We start from the raw sequence: 14,733 nt of genomic DNA, 5'->3' as shown, positions 1-14,733 counted from the left end.
CGAAAAATGCCCGGCTCGACGAGAAAGGGTCAGAGGTTGACCTGGCGGGAGATGATGCCGGCCTTGGCGCGGCGGACCTCGGGGCTCAGGGGGCTGGCGTCGGCCAGTGCGGCCTCCAGTCGCTTACCCATGGCCTGCAACGGATTGGTGAGCTCGTCGGCCTCCGTGCCGGGGACGAGCTCCCACACCGGGATGGCCAGGCCGTTGGCCCGGAAGGCGCCGACGAAACGCGCCCCCTCCTCCAGGTCGGACTCGCGCGCGGCGTGAATGCGGGCGAAGGCGTTGAAGAACTCGTCCTCATCCTCCCCGCGCACCCAGCGCACGAACTCCTTGGCGCCCAGTCGGCACCAGTAGGCGTGCTCGACGCCGGGCACGGGCCGGGTCGGGGCGATCTCCTCCTTGGCGCGCTCGATGGCCTCCTCAATGACCTGGCGGGCCTGCGCGTCACCGGCCCCGGCCTGCGGGTCGATCCAGAAGTCGAAGGTCTCGCGCACGGAGACCACCGGCGCCTCACTGGTGTCGAGGATGTCCTGGAGGCGCGGGCCGGGCTCGGGCAGACCGTCGGTGCGCAGGGCCTGGCCCTCGGGCAGCTCGAGGGTGGTCAGGGCGGCGGCGGCGACGTCGCGGGAGGCGTCCCCGGAGTGCATGGAGGTCTGCATGGCCACGAGGACCTCACCGTCGGAGCGCTTGAGCCCCTGGACGAACTCGGGCAGGAGCGTGACGAGCTGGATCTGCTTGCCCCCGTACTCCCCGGTCAGGCGCACGGTGGCCGTGGCGGCCGGGATGATCTGTGCCATCGCCACGAGGTCCTCCTCGGCCGGCAGACCGGCGAAGGGGCGGGCGACGAACTCGATGCTCTGTTTGCGGGGCTTGGCCGACGCGGCGGCCGGACGGCGCCCGTGGCGCTTCTTCTTCGACATGCCCGCCAGCCTACCGGCCGCGTGGCGCCCCACCCAGGTCGACGGCGGCCCGTCGCCACCCCATGACGCGCCTCACGACGGCCCGCGGCTGCTCGCACCTCCCGTCGAGGCCCGCCGCCGGTGGGGCCGAGCGCCGAGGCACTCCCCTCCACCTCAGAAGCTCGAGGAGGAGCCCGACCCGGAGAAGCCGCCACCACCGCTGTAGCCGCCGGAGAAGCTGCTTCCCGAGAAGCTGGAGCCGGAGCTGCTCGACGGCGTGTAGGAGGAGGCCGAGCTGTATCCCATCACCAGGTCGGAGACCGGGGTGAAGGAGCTGAAGGACCCTCCGGCGCCGGCACCCGAGCCGGATGAGCCGATGGCGGAGATGGCCGGGGAGGAGGGGTTGAGGCGGATCGTCGAGTGCGGGTTGTAGCTGCCGTGTCCCCCGCCCAGGTACCAGTAGCCGGCGTAGAAGGCGTCCTTGGAGGAGCGCGAGTCGTAGCGTCGACGGCGCTCGTCGGCGTACCTGGAGGTGTCGGCGTCAATGGCCTCGCGCGCGAGCCGGGCGGCCCTCGTCTTCGTCTCGTCGGCGATCTCGTCGAGCTCGTTGAGAGCGGCCGAGGGCTGGAGCGAACCGTTCTCCAGATCGGAGGTCATCACGTCCAGGCGCTGCTTGCAGGAGTGAACCCACTCCCGCTCCTCCTTGGAGCGCTCCGGGATCGCGCCCCTGTTGGCGACGACGGAGCTGTCGATCTGGTGGCACAGCCGCCGCAGCGACTGCAGGTCCTCCAGGACCGGCCCCTGCTCGTTGCTCCAGACGCGGTCCCAGCCGTGGGACCGGCTCAGGAAGGTGGCGGTGTTGGCGATGACGTCATCGAGGGAGTCCAGGCCTTCGGAGCGCTTCTTCAGCTCCGTGGCCCGTCTCAGCACCAACATGCCGAACCACTGGGCGCCATGGGGGTTGCCGAAGTCCTGCCAGGAGCGGGTGACCTCCTCGTACTCGTCGAGGAACCACCGGTAGCGGGCCATGACCTGGGCCCCGTGCGGCTCATCCTCGGGGATCGTGCCGGCCAGGAGCTCGGTGGTCTCGTAGTCGTGGGTGACCTGGGAGTAGTGGCGCAACGCCTCGCGCGCTCGGCGTCGCGCCGTGAAGCCGCGCCACAGGTAGTACACGAGCCAGGCGAGGCCCACGAGTGCCGAGATTCCGGGCAGGATGTAGGTCGTGCCCACGTCACCGCCTCCGGGCCGGCCGATGATGTCGGCGGCCTTGGCCGCCATGGAGACGGTGCCCCCGTACCAGTCGGCCTGGCGGTACTGGTTCTTGGCGGCGTCCTGGATGGCGGCCTGCTGCTCCAGGGGGACCGCGACGTCCTCACCGAAGTAGCAGCCGACCTTGCGCGCCTCCGGGGCGACCGCCAGGATCACCAGGCCGTCGCTCCAGTAGTTGGGGTTCGACGTCGAGATCCACGGGACCTCAGTGTCGCTGGCGTGCGAGCGGGCGTACTCCAGCACCGAGTCGTTGAGGTTGTCGACGTCCCAGCCCGGGACCGTGAGCACGGCGACGTGGACGTCCCGACGGAAGCGCATCGCCTGGATCTCCTTGGCCAGTGGCTCGCTCTGGAGCACCCCGGCCTCGTCGTGAACCTCCACGCTGGGGTGATGGCTCTCCCCGAAGGGCCAGATGACCATGATCGGCAGCACGGCGATGAGGACCAGGCTCACCACCACGTTGGCGACGAAGACCGTCACCGACCGGATTCCACCGAGCCCGACGACGCCGGACTGTTTCATGTGCCTCATCAGCACTTCCTTTTCCTTGCGTGGGCCCGGCGTTCGAGGCGTGCCGACGTCAATACCCTGGGAAGGTCCCGTCCCCAAGATATCCCACACCGGCATTCAGGGACCGACGCGGGCCGGCGTATCCGACAGGCGCGACGGTTCCCACCACAGCGCCAGAGCTGACCGGGTTCCAGTAGCCGGCGTTCCTCCCGGGGCCGACGACGCCCCGCAGGCTGCGGGTACTCGGGCGGAGGGAGGCTTCGGCGTCGAGAGAGTTGAGGCGCGGCACCGCACCGGTCACGTGGGTTGCCAGGCCGCTCCCCGCCCGGCGGGCATCGGCCGCTATCCAGGCGAGCTCGTCGAGCGCCGCCGAGGGCTGCAGCAAGCCGGCTGACAGCTCCGCGGTCATGTCGCTGAGGCGCTGGTGGTGGGCCCGAACCAGCTCGCGCGCCTCCACCGTGCCGCAGGAGGTGAACGCGCAGGAGTCGATCCACTGGCACTGGCCCAGGAGCAGGTTGAGCTCATGAAGAACCGGTTGCTGCTCCTCGTGCCAGAGCCTCTCCCAGTTGGAGGACAGGCTCAGGAACGCGGCGTTGCTGGCGATGATGTCGTCGGTCGAGTCCAGTACGGCCGAGCGCCGCTTGATCTCACAGACCCGCTGGAACACTCCCGGTTCGAACCACTGGGCGCCCCGGGGGCTGCCGAGGTCCTGCCAGGAGCGGGTCAGGCTCTCGTACTCGTCGCGGAACCAGCGGTAGTGGGCCATGACGCGGGCGCCGCGGGTCTCGCCTTCAGGGATGAGACGGGCATGGAGCTCGGTGGCCTCGTAGTCGTAGGTGACCCGCGCGTAGTGCCGCAGCGCCTGCTCGAACATGTGCCGTGCGGAGAAACCGCGCCACAGGTAGTAGGTGATCCCGCCGGCGCCGACAATGGCCAGGAGCATCAAGACGGGTAGGAGGCCAGGCGCCCAGGCCGCCGCAGCCACCGGTGAGAGCGCGGCCGCCAGGCCCGCAGTCATGATGGTGCAGAAGAACAGCAGCGAGCGGATCCCTCCGAGGCGGACGACGAGAGGAAGGCGCATGGGCGGCATCTTCTTCCTCTCAAAACCTCGACGCGGAGTCCTGGTCGGATGGTGGCTCAGTGGCCACCAGCCGTGCCTCATCCTTACCCGCGGTCACACCGCTTGCCATGGGGAGAGCAACACGGGGGGCAGCCGACCTGGCCTCCCGCAGTCATCCGGGTGGGCCTGGCCTGTACTGCACGAGGGTCGGGACCGGCTCAGGACCGGGCGGCGATGGCCTCGATCTCGACACCGGCCCCCAGCGGCAGGGCGGCCACCCCGAAGGCGGCCCGGGCCGGGAGGGCCTCGCCGGTGAAGTAGCGGGCGTAGACCTCGTTGACGGCGGCGAAGTCGGCGATGTCGGCGAGCAGGACCGTGGTCTTGACGACGTCGTCGTAACTGAGGCCGGCCTCGGCCAGGATGGCGCCCACGTTCTTGAGGACCTGCTCGGCCTGGGCCTGGATGTCGCCCTCGACGAGCGCACCGGTGGCCGGGTCGAGCGGCACCTGCCCGGAGACGAAGACGAGCGAGCCGGCCTCCTGACCGGTGGAGACGCCCTGGGAGTAGGGGCCGACGGCGGCTGGGGCGTTGGTCGTGGCGATACGGCTGGCGGTCATGGTTCCTCGTTCCTGCTGGACGCTGGGGGGTCGGCCGCGTCCCCGGTGAGCGGGGCGGCGGCCCGGGTGGCAGCGCAGTAGCGCCGGCGCCCGGGCCAGACTACCCATGTCCTGCGCACCACCTGCTTCTTAACCTCGGAGGCAGCCGGCCATTCTCAAGCCGACGCCTCCCTGCTGCTCCCACGTATGAAGGACCGCCATGAAGCTGCCCAGCATCCCCTCGCGCGATGACCTGGCCTCCCAGGCCCGCGGCCTCGCCAGTCAGGCCGCCTCCGGTGCCGCCAAGGCCGCCGACACGGTGTCCCGGGCAGCGGCCGACACGGGCCGGGCAGCCGCCCGCACGGCCGCCCAGACCTCCCAGCGTCTCGGCGTCGACCAGCTTCCGGGCCTGTCCGGCCTGTCCCGGCTGGCACAGGATGACGGAGCCCAGGTCGACGTCGACGCCGGGCCGCGGATCACGGGCACCCCCTTCGCCCGGACCCTCGCCACCGCCTTCGCCGCCCACCCTCACACGCGCAGTGCCGGGAGCTACTTGATGGGCACCTCCCCCATGCGCACCGGCCTTCGTATGGGGGGCCGCGAGCGCAAGCGGCTCAAGAACCACGGCTTCACCCCCGAGACCGCCGGCACCACCGGCGCGCCCAAGCTCGATGTCGCCGAGCTCATCCACGTGCACGGCCGTCGCATTCCCACCATCATGCGAAACGCCTCGTCACGGTTCTTCAAGCGCAGTGTCCGCAGAGTACTTGACGTGGGCTCGGCCACCGGCTCGCTACACTGGATCAGCGTCTCGGAGCAGGAGCAGGCCCTGGGCGCCATGGGGTGGACGCGCCTGTGCGTGGACACCGATCAGGGCCGTCGGTTGGCCGCGCGAGGGGAGGACTGTCACCTCGATATCGTCATCGCGTCAGTGGGTCAGACCCCCAGTGAGTACGACGCCGACATGGCCGGCCTCCTGCCGCAGGGACTACCGGCCGAGGCCTGGCAGGCCCTGACCGCCGACCCGACCCGCCCGGTGAAGCGCCTGCACCTGCTGGGTCAGGATCGCGTCGCGGTGGACACCGGCGCGGACACCTACGCGCTCTTCCACGACGTGCCCCACCCAGTGCGTGGCTCGCTGCTCATCGTGGGCAACCGGGCGAGGCGGGCCGAGCTGTGGCTGACGGACCGCGAGAACGCCGACATCGACTCTTTCATGTCTTTCGCAGAAACGCTCACAAATCTGCTCGAACTGTTCCTGATCTTCCCCTGACGCCGAGGAGAAGCGCCCCGCAGCACCCGCCACCGCAGGTCTCATCCCGCCACCCGGGACCTACGGCACTTCCGTACGGGCCTTCGCGGCGAGTCCTCCCACAGCGTCGTCGTCGGGCGGCATCCCAGCCTCGCCGACCGGCGTGTCCCGGCCTCGGAGCGCCCGTTGTTTCGCACAGCGAAACGGGCTGATCCGACCAGTGGCACGTGACACACTGTGCCCATGCACGCACGCGCAGGACAGCCAGCACAGCCCGAAGACCTCATCGACGTCGACGAGGTCGTCTCCGCCTACTACGACCTCGTCCCCGACCCCGCTATCCCGGCTCAGAAGGTCGTCTTCGGTACCTCCGGGCACCGCGGCTCCTCTCTGGACACCGCCTTCAACGAGGCCCATATCGTGGCCACGACCGCCGCCATCGTCGAGTACCGCCGCTCCCAGGGCACCGACGGCACCCTCTACCTGGGCCGGGACACGCACGCCCTGTCCGAGCCGGCCTGGCGCACCGCCGTCGAGGTGCTCGCCGGGGCCGGAGTGACCACCGCCGTCGACGCCCGTGGCGCCTACACGCCCACCCCGGCCGTCTCGCACTCCATCCTCCTGGCCAACGGCGCCGGGACCGAGGCGGGGGTGCGCACGAGCGGGCCCGGCCTGGCCGACGGCATCGTGGTGACCCCCTCCCACAACCCGCCGCGCGACGGCGGCTTCAAGTACAACCCGCCCACCGGCGGCCCGGCCGGCTCGGAGGCCACCACGTGGATCGCCAACCGCGCCAACGAGTTGCTCGCCTCCGGGTGGCGGGACGTCCCGCGCGTCCCGGTCGCCGAGGCGCTCGACGGCCCCCACGTCATCAAGCACGACTACCTGGAGACCTACGTCGCCGACCTGGAGAGCGTCATCGACCTCGAGGCGATCCGCAAGGCCGGCGTGCGCATCGGGGCCGACCCGCTGGGCGGCGCCTCGGTGGACTACTGGGGCGCGATCGGTGAGCGCTACGGCCTGGAGCTCACGGTGGTCAACCCCGAGGTGGACCCGGCCTGGCACTTCATGACCCTGGACTGGGACGGCAAGATCCGCATGGACTGCTCCTCCCCCAACGCCATGGCCTCGCTGCGCTCGACAATGACGCCCGACGCCGAGGGCAAGACCCCCTACGACGTCGCCACCGGGAATGACGCCGACTCCGACCGCCACGGCATCGTCACCCCCGACGGCGGGCTGATGAACCCCAACCACTTCCTGGCCGTGGCCATCGAGTACCTCTTCACGCACCGGCCCGGCTGGCCCGCTGACGCCGCCGTCGGCAAGACGCTGGTCTCCTCCAGCCTCATCGACCGGGTGGCAGCCGCGATCGGACGCACCCTCATCGAGGTGCCGGTGGGCTTCAAGCACTTCGTGCCCGGGCTGCTTGACGGCTCCATCGGCTTCGGCGGCGAGGAGAGCGCGGGAGCATCCTTCCTGCGCAAGGACGGCACCGTGTGGACCACGGACAAGGACGGCATCATCATGGCCCTGCTGGCCAGCGAGATCATCGCCGTCACTGGCAAGTCCCCCTCCCAGCTGCACGAGGAACAGGTGGAGCGTTTCGGCGCCAGCGCCTACGCTCGCATTGACGCCGCCGCCTCCAAGGAGGAGAAGGCCAAGCTGGCCGCCCTGACCCCCGAGGACGTGACCGCCACCGAGCTGGCCGGCGAGGAGATCACTGCCCGGCTGGTTGACGCGCCCGGCAACGGGGCCGCCATCGGCGGGCTCAAGGTCACCACCCAGGACGCTTGGTTCGCCGCGCGCCCCTCGGGCACGGAGGACGTCTACAAGATCTACGCCGAGTCCTTCAAGGGCGCCGACCACCTGGCCCAGGTGCAGCAGGAGGCCAAGAAGGTGGTCGCCGCGGCCCTGGGCGACTGACGGCCACCCCATCGAGCCGGGCATTTCTCGCGTACCCCGACAGAATTTCTGTAGGACTACGCGAGAAATGCCCGGCTCGGCGTCTGTCTGCCTCCTCCGAGCCACGAAGAGGAGAGCACGAGCCAACCCTCAGCTGCCCAACAGATGGCTCATCACTGCCCGATGAGCCAAGGAGAGTACCCCAAACTTTCACTACGGTTAATTCAACACGAATTAGTTATAGTATGGCCTTGACAATCCGCCGTTGCACACACCGACGCGATCAGGCACGAAGCCTGACATCGCACAACCATCCCGTGTGGCACAACTGATAGAACCGTGCCTTCTTATAAAGAGAGTTTCTTGGAGAGAAGCATGCTCAATCATTCTCACATGTCGCCGGCGCCATCGTCGGCCTCATCGAGTGCCACGCCACGAGACGCGCGATCCCGGAGACGCCACACGCACCTGGGTGCGCTGGCCTGCGCCGCAGCCCTCGTGTGGACCTCCGCCGTCAGTCCCTCGAGCAGTGCCAGGCCTCTGGAGCCTTCACCTCCCGCCGGCGCCTATGTGGCCCTGGGCGACTCCTACGCCTCCGGCGTCGGGGCGCCGCCCTACGCCAGCGGAACTGACGTCCAGGGCGGCAACGGGTGCAAACGGGGTGCAGGCGCCTACGCCCACCAGGTGGCCGACCAGACCGGCAAGACCCTCGACTTCGACGCCTGCGCAGGAGCCCGCACCCCCGACTTCTACCAGCCCGGGAAGGAAGCAGCCCAGCTCGACCACCTGAACTCCTCCACAGCCCTGGTCACCTTCTCCATCGGCGGCAACGACGCCGGCTTCTCCACACTCTTCTCCAAGTGCGTCACCGCCGCCCCCTTCACCAACTGCTCCAGCGACAAGGAGGTCTCCGAGGAGGTCGACGGCGCCATCGACGCCCTGGCCGGCAAGACCACACGCGCAGGCATCACCAGCTACGACACCATCATGACCGACATCACCGCCCGCGCCCCGAGCGCAACCGTCGTCGCCGTCGGCTACCCACGCATGTTCACCCCACGGGGAGCCGGACAGATCCTCCCGGTCCCGGGACGCTGCGAAGGCGTCACCAAGGTGGACCAGCGCTGGATCAACGCCAAGACCAACGAGATCAACGCCGCCGCCAGCGCCGCCGCCCAACGCCACGGCCACCGGTTCGCCGACCCCTCCGCCTCCTTCGCCGGACACGAGCTGTGCGGCCAGCAGTCCTCCTGGTTCGACGGCCTCATCAACGACGGACGCTTCCACCCCAACACCAACGGCCACAAAGCCATCGCCGCCTCCATCATGGAGGTCCTGAAGGAGCAGCCCGCCGCCGCGCAGGCACAGGTGGACAACACCCGCCCCGCCGGCTCCTTCACCCTCACCCGCAACGGCGACCAGCTGGCCCTGGACGCCTCAGCCTCCACCGACTCCGACGGCACGATCACGAACATCGACTGGTACATCCAGCGCGCCGACAACACCGAGGAGATCCTCACCGGCACCCAGGCCACCACCACAGTCCCCACCAACGAACAGGTCGTCATCACCGCCGTCATCACCGACAACCAGGGCAAAGAGGACTTCACCACCCAAATCGCCCCCGCCTCCTAAGCCGCGGTGCCCTCGTCCGGACAGGTCACCCCCCTTCGCCTGTCACCTCGTTGACGGTCCGTAGCGGTCCGGGTCTGAACCAGGGCCGAGACGACCTGAATCGCCCCGGCCGGAAGAAAGCGTCCCCGCACGCGCAAGACATTCCCGCACGCGCAGGATGTCCCGGCCAGCGCCGGGGGCGAGCGATTAAGGTGAGGGCGTGAGCCAGTCACGCCCGTCGAGGCCGTCCAAGCACCACGTCGAGCACTCCTCCGCGCACACCGATCCCCCGCGCCCGACGCCGGCCGCCGGATCGGCGGACTCCCCCGCGCCTTCCACATCCTCCGCGCCCGCCGGCTCCCCGACGAGCCCAGAGGCCGCGTCGGCCGACCAGGCCCTGACTCCGCCGGGAGCCTCCACGGCGTCCTCCGGCACCACGGCGCTGCGCCGAGCCCCCTCTCAGCAGTCCCGCCCCGGCCCGCAGGACGACATCATGCTGGCCACCGGCAGGCCCCGGCAGACCGAGCGCCCCAAGCCCCCCACCCAGGAGCAGATCCGCCGTCAGCCCGGCCGCAAGGCCTGGGTCCCCAACCAGCACGGGGCCTGGTCGATGCTGGTGCTGCCGCCGATCGTCGGCTGGGTGGTGGGCGGCTTCAGCTGGGTGAACCTCCTGTTCCTTCCCGCCTGGTGGGGCGGCTACCTCACCTACTGGTCCTGGTCGCAGTGGCTGCGCACCCGCTCGGCCCGCAAACGCGCCCTCATCATGCTGCCGCTCCTGGTCTACACCGGCTGGACGGCCTCCCTGGCCCTCATCACTCTGCTGGTGGCGCCCTACCTCATCCAGTGGGCGGTGCCTCTGGCGCCACTGTTCGCCATCGCGTTGCACCAGGTCTGGCGCGGTCACGAGCGCTCACTGCTCTCGGGGCTGTCAACGACGACGGCCGCCTCCCTCATGGCGGCCGTCACCTACAGCCTGGCGGTGCGCGGCGACGGCGGCTTCCTGGGCCTGGGGACACCGAGCTCCCCCCTGCCGGGGGCCTCCCCCAGCGGCGCCCTGACGGGCTGGTCCTGGATGTGGCTGGTCACGGCGCTGACGGCCGCCTACTTCGGTGGGACGGTCCCCTACATCAAGTCGATGATCCGCGAGCGCTTCAACTACACGCTGCTGGCCGGCACGGTGGCGGCGCACGCGGTGGTGGCGGTAGTGACGTGGTGGCTGGCGTCGTCGGGGATGCTGCCGTGGGGGCACGCCGTCCTGTGGGTGGTGCTGACCGTGCGGTCGCTGGTCATGCCGCTGTGGCAGTGGCAGCTGGTGCGCGCGCGCCACCGCCCGCTGCGCCCGGGGACGATGGGCATCGTCGAGGTCTTCATGTGCGTGGCCTTCCTGGTGACCATCTCGGTGTGACCAGGCCTGCGGCGACGCCGTAGCCCGCCGCGCCCTGTCGGCGGCACCCGCTCCAGCGGGGCTCAGTGCGCGCCGCGCCAGGCGGCCGCGGCGGCCAGGACCCTCTCGTTGTCCGACGTCGTCCCCACCGAGACCCGCACGCCCTCGCCGGCGAAGGGCCGCACGAGGATGCCTGCGGCGCGGAAGTGCTCGGCCAGCGCCGTCGTCTGCTCGCCCACGCCGAGCCAGAAGAAGTTGCCCTGGGCCTCAGGGACCTGCCAGCCCTGGGTGCGCAGTGCCTCCACGACCCGATCGCGCTCGGCGGCAACGGCGGCCGAGCGCTCGGCGGTGCGGGCCAGCTCGGCCTCCCCCAGGGCGGCGGTGGCGGCGGCCTGCGCGGGCAGGTTGACCCCGAAGGGCGTGGCCACGGAGCGGATGGCGGCGGCCAGGCCCGGGGCGCACACGAGGTAGCCCACGCGCATCCCGGCCAGGGCGTGGGCCTTGGAGAAGGTCCGTGAGACCACGAGGTTGGGGGCCCCGGCCAGGAGGGTGAGGGCGTCGCCGGCCCGCGGGTCGGTGACGAAGTCGAGGTAGGCCTCGTCGATGAGGACGACGACGTCGCGCGGCACCCCGGCCACGAGCTCGGCCAGCTCCTCGGCGGTGAGGATCGTGCCGGTGGGGTTGTTGGGGGTGCAGGCCATGACCACGCGGGTGCGGGGGGTGATGGCCGCCAGCATGGCGGGCACGTCGTGGCGGGCGTCGGGGGTCAGCGGGACGCGCACGGCCCGGGCCCCGGCGACGGCCACGCAGATCGGGTAGGCCTCGAAGGATCGCCAGGGGATGACGACCTCGTCGCCGGGCTCGCAGACGGCGTCGAGCAGGTGCTGGATGAGGGCGACCGAGCCGTTGCCGACGACGACCTGCTCGGCCTCTACGCCCCACCGGCGGGCGAGGGCCTGCGTGAGGCCCTCCCCGGTCATCTCCGGGTAGCGGTTGACCCCCCTGGCGGCGCGGGTGATGGCCTCGATGACCGCGTCCTGGGGCGGGTAGGGCAGCTCGTTGGAGGAGAGCTTGGCGATCTGCGCCGCAGCCGCGGCGTCGGGCCGGGCTCCGGGCACGTAGGCGGGCAGGGCGGCGACGTCGGGGCGGATGCGCACCGTCGTCGAGGGGGCGGCCTGCGAGCCAGCGGCGGGGGCCGCCGGCCTGGGTCCGCCGGGAACTGGGGTCGCTGCAGGAGTCATGCCCCCATCTTGGCACCGGCACAGGTTGCCCAGGCACAATGGAGCCATGGAAATCGTGGCACGAACTATCGGAAACGCGGCCGGCCTGTGGCTGGCCACGCGCCTGCTGTCCGGACTGAGTGTGCCCGAGGGGGTGGGTACCTCCCACATGTGGCTGAACCTGCTGGTCCTGGGCCTGGTGCTGGCGCTGGTGAACTCGCTCATCAAGCCGGTGGCGAAGTTCCTGGCCTTTCCGCTCTACATCGTCACCTTCGGGCTGTTCGCCCTGGTGGTCAACGGCGCGATGCTCTCGCTGACGGGCTGGCTCACCGACCACATCGCGGCCCTGGGCGCCGGCGGGTCGGTCCCGCTGGGGCTGGAGGTGGCCTCCTTCGGTTCGGCGGTGGCCGGCTCGATCATCATCTCGGTGATCTCCTCGATCATCGCCGCGATGCTCGTGCGCCACGAGGACTGAGACCGACGACGCCGGAGGTGCGCCGGACGGCTCAGCTGGTGCCGGCCGGCGCCTCCGGGCGTCACCCGGTGCCTCCCTGAGCAGGCCGGCACCCGCGTGCCAGCACATGTCACCAGTGTCATGACCTCACACCTAGTGCTCGCCCGTCGGCTGCGGGCTCGGGGTGGGCCGCGGGTAGGAGGGTTGCGCCGACGGCACCTTGCCCCGGTAGGTGGCGCCGCCCTTGTAGATCCCGTTGGGGTCGGTGTTGCGCTGGACCGCGAAGGTGTACTCGGTCGTGCTCGTCCCCTGCTCGCCGGCGCCCGAGGCCCGCGAGAAGGACTTGTTCCAGTCGGCCAGCTCGGGCGCCTTGTCCTCCAACCCCTCAGCGGCCTGGGCGTAGGCGGAGGAGGCGTGCGGGTAGCCGTTCGTACTCGTCTGGTGGGTATCGAGCATGGCGACCTGCCGGTGGGGGCCGGTGGGTGTGGGCGCGGCGTCGAGCCCGGGGACGGCGTCGCCGGTGTTCTCCAGGTGCAGGGCGTGGACGTTGTCGGGGATGTCGGCTCCCGCGGTGGGCGAGCCGGCGGTGAGGACCGTGGTGATGTTGTAACGCCCCTGGATCGCGGGGTCGGCGGCGATGTTGGAGACCGTGATCCCGCCCTGGGAGTGGCCGTAGAGGGCGACCTCCTCCCCTGGTTGGATGCCGGCCTGGCGCATGGCGGTGACGACGCCGCTCTCCATGGCCGTGGGCGTGCCACCCACGGCCTCAAGGTTGGTGAGCAGGTCCTGCGGCTCGCCGTCGCCGGAGGTCCAGTCCGTGGTGCCGGGGACGTAGACGACCCAGGAGACTCGGCCGTCGGCGTGCTCGACCCGCTGGATGGAGATGACCCCGGCCTCCTCGTAGCCCTGCCCCAGGGAGTTCTTCGAGGACTGCACCTCCTGACAGTGGGTGATGGTCTCGGAGATGCTCTGCGGGGACTTGGTCTCCTTGCCCTTGCCGGTCATACCGGGATTCACGGCGCTGGCGAGCCCGAAGGGGTCCTTGGCGGCGGGCGGCAGCACGGTGGATCCGTTGCCGCCGACGGGGGTGACCGTGACGCCGCTCTGGGTGCCGTAGACCCCCGCCCCTATCGCGGCAGCGTTCGCGCCCAGGACCATGGCGACGCGTTGCATGGGCGTGAGGCTCTTGGTGTCGACGGTCTGCGTCCCGACGGCGACCTGCCCGGGCAGGCGCTGCTTCGCCCAGGGGTCGAGACGCTGGGAGACCTGCTGGAGGTATGCCTGGACCGTGGCGGCCTCCCGCCCGGTCTTGGCGTTCTTCAGCCAGCGCGTCAGCAGGACGATCCTGACGAGGTCCTCCTTGACCCATTGCTCAGTGGTCGGGTCACTGAGCAGGAGCTGGAGGACCTCGACGGCGGCCTGCCCGTCTTCGCTGTCCTCCACCAGCTTGTAGAGCACCCAGCCCCCCATCGTTGACGACGCCAGCAGCGCTGAGATCGTGGGGAACTGAGCAACGGCGGAGGATCCCAGCGCCAGCTGGAGGAGACCGGCGTCGAAGGCCCGCACGTCCACGGGTCCCACAAGACCATTGACGGGAGCTGCCTTCCCGTCGGCCAGGGTGTGGGCCTGGGAGCAGGCGGTGACGTCGGAGGCAATGCCGCGCAGCGTACCGGCGACAGCCTCAAGCGACCCCGGCCCGGTGGTCAACGCATCCAGGGCCTGAAGAGCGTTGGACTTCTCCAGATCGAGGCCCGCCAGGATCGGGTAAGGGATGCTGGGTGGGGATACCGGTGGAGGCGGCGCCTCATTCACTTCAGTGACCACATTGGCAATGAGGGTTCGCGCGTCATCCAAGGAGCCTGCCGCCGAGTTGAGGCTGCTGGCCAGGGAGTCGAGATCACTCGTGTTCACGGAGACGGTTCCGCCCGACACCACCACCGCAGGGCCCCCACTCCATATGGTCCAGCTGTGGCCGCTATCCTCCGGGGCGGCCGAGGCGGGAGGAGTCTTGGGTTTCGGGGGCGGCTGGTTGGCATAAGGCGGATCCGTCGCGTGGGGGTCCTGTTTCCAGGCGGGGTAAGGACTGTCTCCGTCCATGGCAACTGGACTCATAATCAGCTCGTTCCATCCGGTGAGTTGCGTGACTCGATGACACCGACCTTGGAGGCGGCCGTGTCGTAGCGCGTCGCCAACGCGGTCAGGAGCCCGGAGGCATTCGTGAGCGCCGTCTGGCAGGCGGTGGAGTCCGCCCCCACCCAGCTGGCGGGGACCGAGGTGGGGAACTGAGTGACAGCGGCGTCGTAGTCCGCCCTGGAGCGTGACAGTGAGAAAGACATGACTCGACGGTAGGGCGGCCCAGAGGCGGCCGCAGCGCCGGCTTGCAGCCCTGTGGATCAGCCCTGCACTCCGGCGCCTGTGGCCCCCGGTGAACCGCACGTCCTCGCGCCACGCACCGGAAGAAAGGCTCGACGAGCTGACGGTGGCCGGGCCTCGGGCCCACCTCCTCAATAAAGGACTCGGCCCGCGGTCCGGTTTCCCGGACCGCGGGCCCAAGCCTCGCGAGGTCCTCC

12 protein-coding genes are annotated in these 14,733 nt (G+C 70.3%); 5 read left to right on the top strand and 7 right to left on the bottom strand.

Going from position 1 to position 14,733, the window contains the following annotated elements:
• Window positions 1–29: 29 nt before the first annotated feature.
• The 4 genes from BKH20_RS04870 to BKH20_RS04855 all read right to left on the bottom strand — a co-directional run bounded on the left by BKH20_RS04870 (window position 30) and on the right by BKH20_RS04855 (window position 4,355).
• Window positions 30–920, bottom strand: coding sequence for a DUF5926 family protein (locus tag BKH20_RS04870; RefSeq protein ID WP_075390158.1), 891 nt, complete (start codon window positions 918–920; stop codon window positions 30–32).
• Between the two features lie 153 nt (window positions 921–1,073).
• A complete protein-coding gene (locus BKH20_RS04865) occupies window positions 1,074–2,699 on the bottom strand; it encodes a DUF5129 domain-containing protein (RefSeq protein ID WP_075390168.1) in 1,626 nt (541 codons plus the stop codon).
• A gap of 49 nt (window positions 2,700–2,748) precedes the next feature.
• Entirely contained in the window at window positions 2,749–3,768 is a 1,020-nt protein-coding gene (locus BKH20_RS04860; protein ID WP_075390157.1) for a DUF5129 domain-containing protein, read from the bottom strand.
• Window positions 3,769–3,956: 188 nt separating this feature from the next.
• Entirely contained in the window at window positions 3,957–4,355 is a 399-nt protein-coding gene (locus tag BKH20_RS04855) for a RidA family protein (protein ID WP_070662445.1), read from the bottom strand.
• 199 nt (window positions 4,356–4,554) lie between these two features.
• Between BKH20_RS04855 and BKH20_RS04850 the strand changes: the two genes are divergently transcribed.
• The 4 genes from BKH20_RS04850 to BKH20_RS04835 all read left to right on the top strand — a co-directional run bounded on the left by BKH20_RS04850 (window position 4,555) and on the right by BKH20_RS04835 (window position 10,510).
• Window positions 4,555–5,607, top strand: a complete 1,053-nt coding sequence (locus tag BKH20_RS04850) for a hypothetical protein (RefSeq protein WP_075390156.1) — start codon at window positions 4,555–4,557, stop codon at window positions 5,605–5,607.
• Between the two features lie 222 nt (window positions 5,608–5,829).
• Entirely contained in the window at window positions 5,830–7,512 is a 1,683-nt protein-coding gene (pgm, locus tag BKH20_RS04845; RefSeq protein WP_075390155.1) for a phosphoglucomutase (alpha-D-glucose-1,6-bisphosphate-dependent), read from the top strand.
• Between the two features lie 354 nt (window positions 7,513–7,866).
• Entirely contained in the window at window positions 7,867–9,126 is a 1,260-nt protein-coding gene (locus BKH20_RS04840; RefSeq protein ID WP_075390154.1) for an SGNH/GDSL hydrolase family protein, read from the top strand.
• 199 nt (window positions 9,127–9,325) lie between these two features.
• Window positions 9,326–10,510, top strand: coding sequence for a YwiC-like family protein (locus BKH20_RS04835; protein WP_178388546.1), 1,185 nt, complete (start codon window positions 9,326–9,328; stop codon window positions 10,508–10,510).
• A 62-nt stretch (window positions 10,511–10,572) separates the two neighbouring features.
• On the opposite strand, the gene hisC is transcribed toward BKH20_RS04835, so the two are convergent.
• The gene (hisC, locus tag BKH20_RS04830) at window positions 10,573–11,730 is read right to left on the bottom strand and encodes a histidinol-phosphate transaminase (protein WP_075390153.1); all 1,158 of its coding nucleotides are present in this window, start codon (window positions 11,728–11,730) and stop codon (window positions 10,573–10,575) included.
• Between the two features lie 46 nt (window positions 11,731–11,776).
• Between hisC and BKH20_RS04825 the strand changes: the two genes are divergently transcribed.
• Complete coding sequence (locus BKH20_RS04825) at window positions 11,777–12,184, top strand: phage holin family protein (RefSeq protein ID WP_075390152.1); 408 nt, start codon at window positions 11,777–11,779, stop codon at window positions 12,182–12,184.
• A 132-nt stretch (window positions 12,185–12,316) separates the two neighbouring features.
• Here BKH20_RS04825 and BKH20_RS04820 read toward each other — a convergent pair whose 3' ends face one another.
• A complete protein-coding gene (locus BKH20_RS04820; protein WP_081381594.1) occupies window positions 12,317–14,101 on the bottom strand; it encodes a hypothetical protein in 1,785 nt (594 codons plus the stop codon).
• A gap of 176 nt (window positions 14,102–14,277) precedes the next feature.
• Window positions 14,278–14,499 (bottom strand): hypothetical protein, encoded by a 222-nt coding sequence (locus BKH20_RS04815; RefSeq protein ID WP_075254490.1) that lies wholly within the window; start codon window positions 14,497–14,499, stop codon window positions 14,278–14,280.
• Window positions 14,500–14,733: the final 234 nt, after the last annotated feature.

Origin of the sequence: Actinomyces oris, assembly GCF_001937445.1 — a bacterium.
GTDB lineage: Bacteria > Actinomycetota > Actinomycetes > Actinomycetales > Actinomycetaceae > Actinomyces > Actinomyces acetigenes.
Note: the sequence above shows the minus strand (reverse complement) of the source record. Positions and strands in the feature narration are given on the sequence as shown.

Coding starts and splice junctions, on each gene's coding strand:
- BKH20_RS04870 (WP_075390158.1), bottom strand. CDS start 920: ATGTCGAAGAAGAAGCGCCACGGGCGCCGTCCGGCCGCCGCGTCGGCC.
- BKH20_RS04865 (WP_075390168.1), bottom strand. CDS start 2,699: ATGAGGCACATGAAACAGTCCGGCGTCGTCGGGCTCGGTGGAATCCGG.
- BKH20_RS04860 (WP_075390157.1), bottom strand. CDS start 3,768: ATGCCGCCCATGCGCCTTCCTCTCGTCGTCCGCCTCGGAGGGATCCGC.
- BKH20_RS04855 (WP_070662445.1), bottom strand. CDS start 4,355: ATGACCGCCAGCCGTATCGCCACGACCAACGCCCCAGCCGCCGTCGGC.
- BKH20_RS04850 (WP_075390156.1), top strand. CDS start 4,555: ATGAAGCTGCCCAGCATCCCCTCGCGCGATGACCTGGCCTCCCAGGCC.
- pgm (WP_075390155.1), top strand. CDS start 5,830: ATGCACGCACGCGCAGGACAGCCAGCACAGCCCGAAGACCTCATCGAC.
- BKH20_RS04840 (WP_075390154.1), top strand. CDS start 7,867: ATGCTCAATCATTCTCACATGTCGCCGGCGCCATCGTCGGCCTCATCG.
- hisC (WP_075390153.1), bottom strand. CDS start 11,730: ATGACTCCTGCAGCGACCCCAGTTCCCGGCGGACCCAGGCCGGCGGCC.
- BKH20_RS04825 (WP_075390152.1), top strand. CDS start 11,777: ATGGAAATCGTGGCACGAACTATCGGAAACGCGGCCGGCCTGTGGCTG.
- BKH20_RS04815 (WP_075254490.1), bottom strand. CDS start 14,499: ATGTCTTTCTCACTGTCACGCTCCAGGGCGGACTACGACGCCGCTGTC.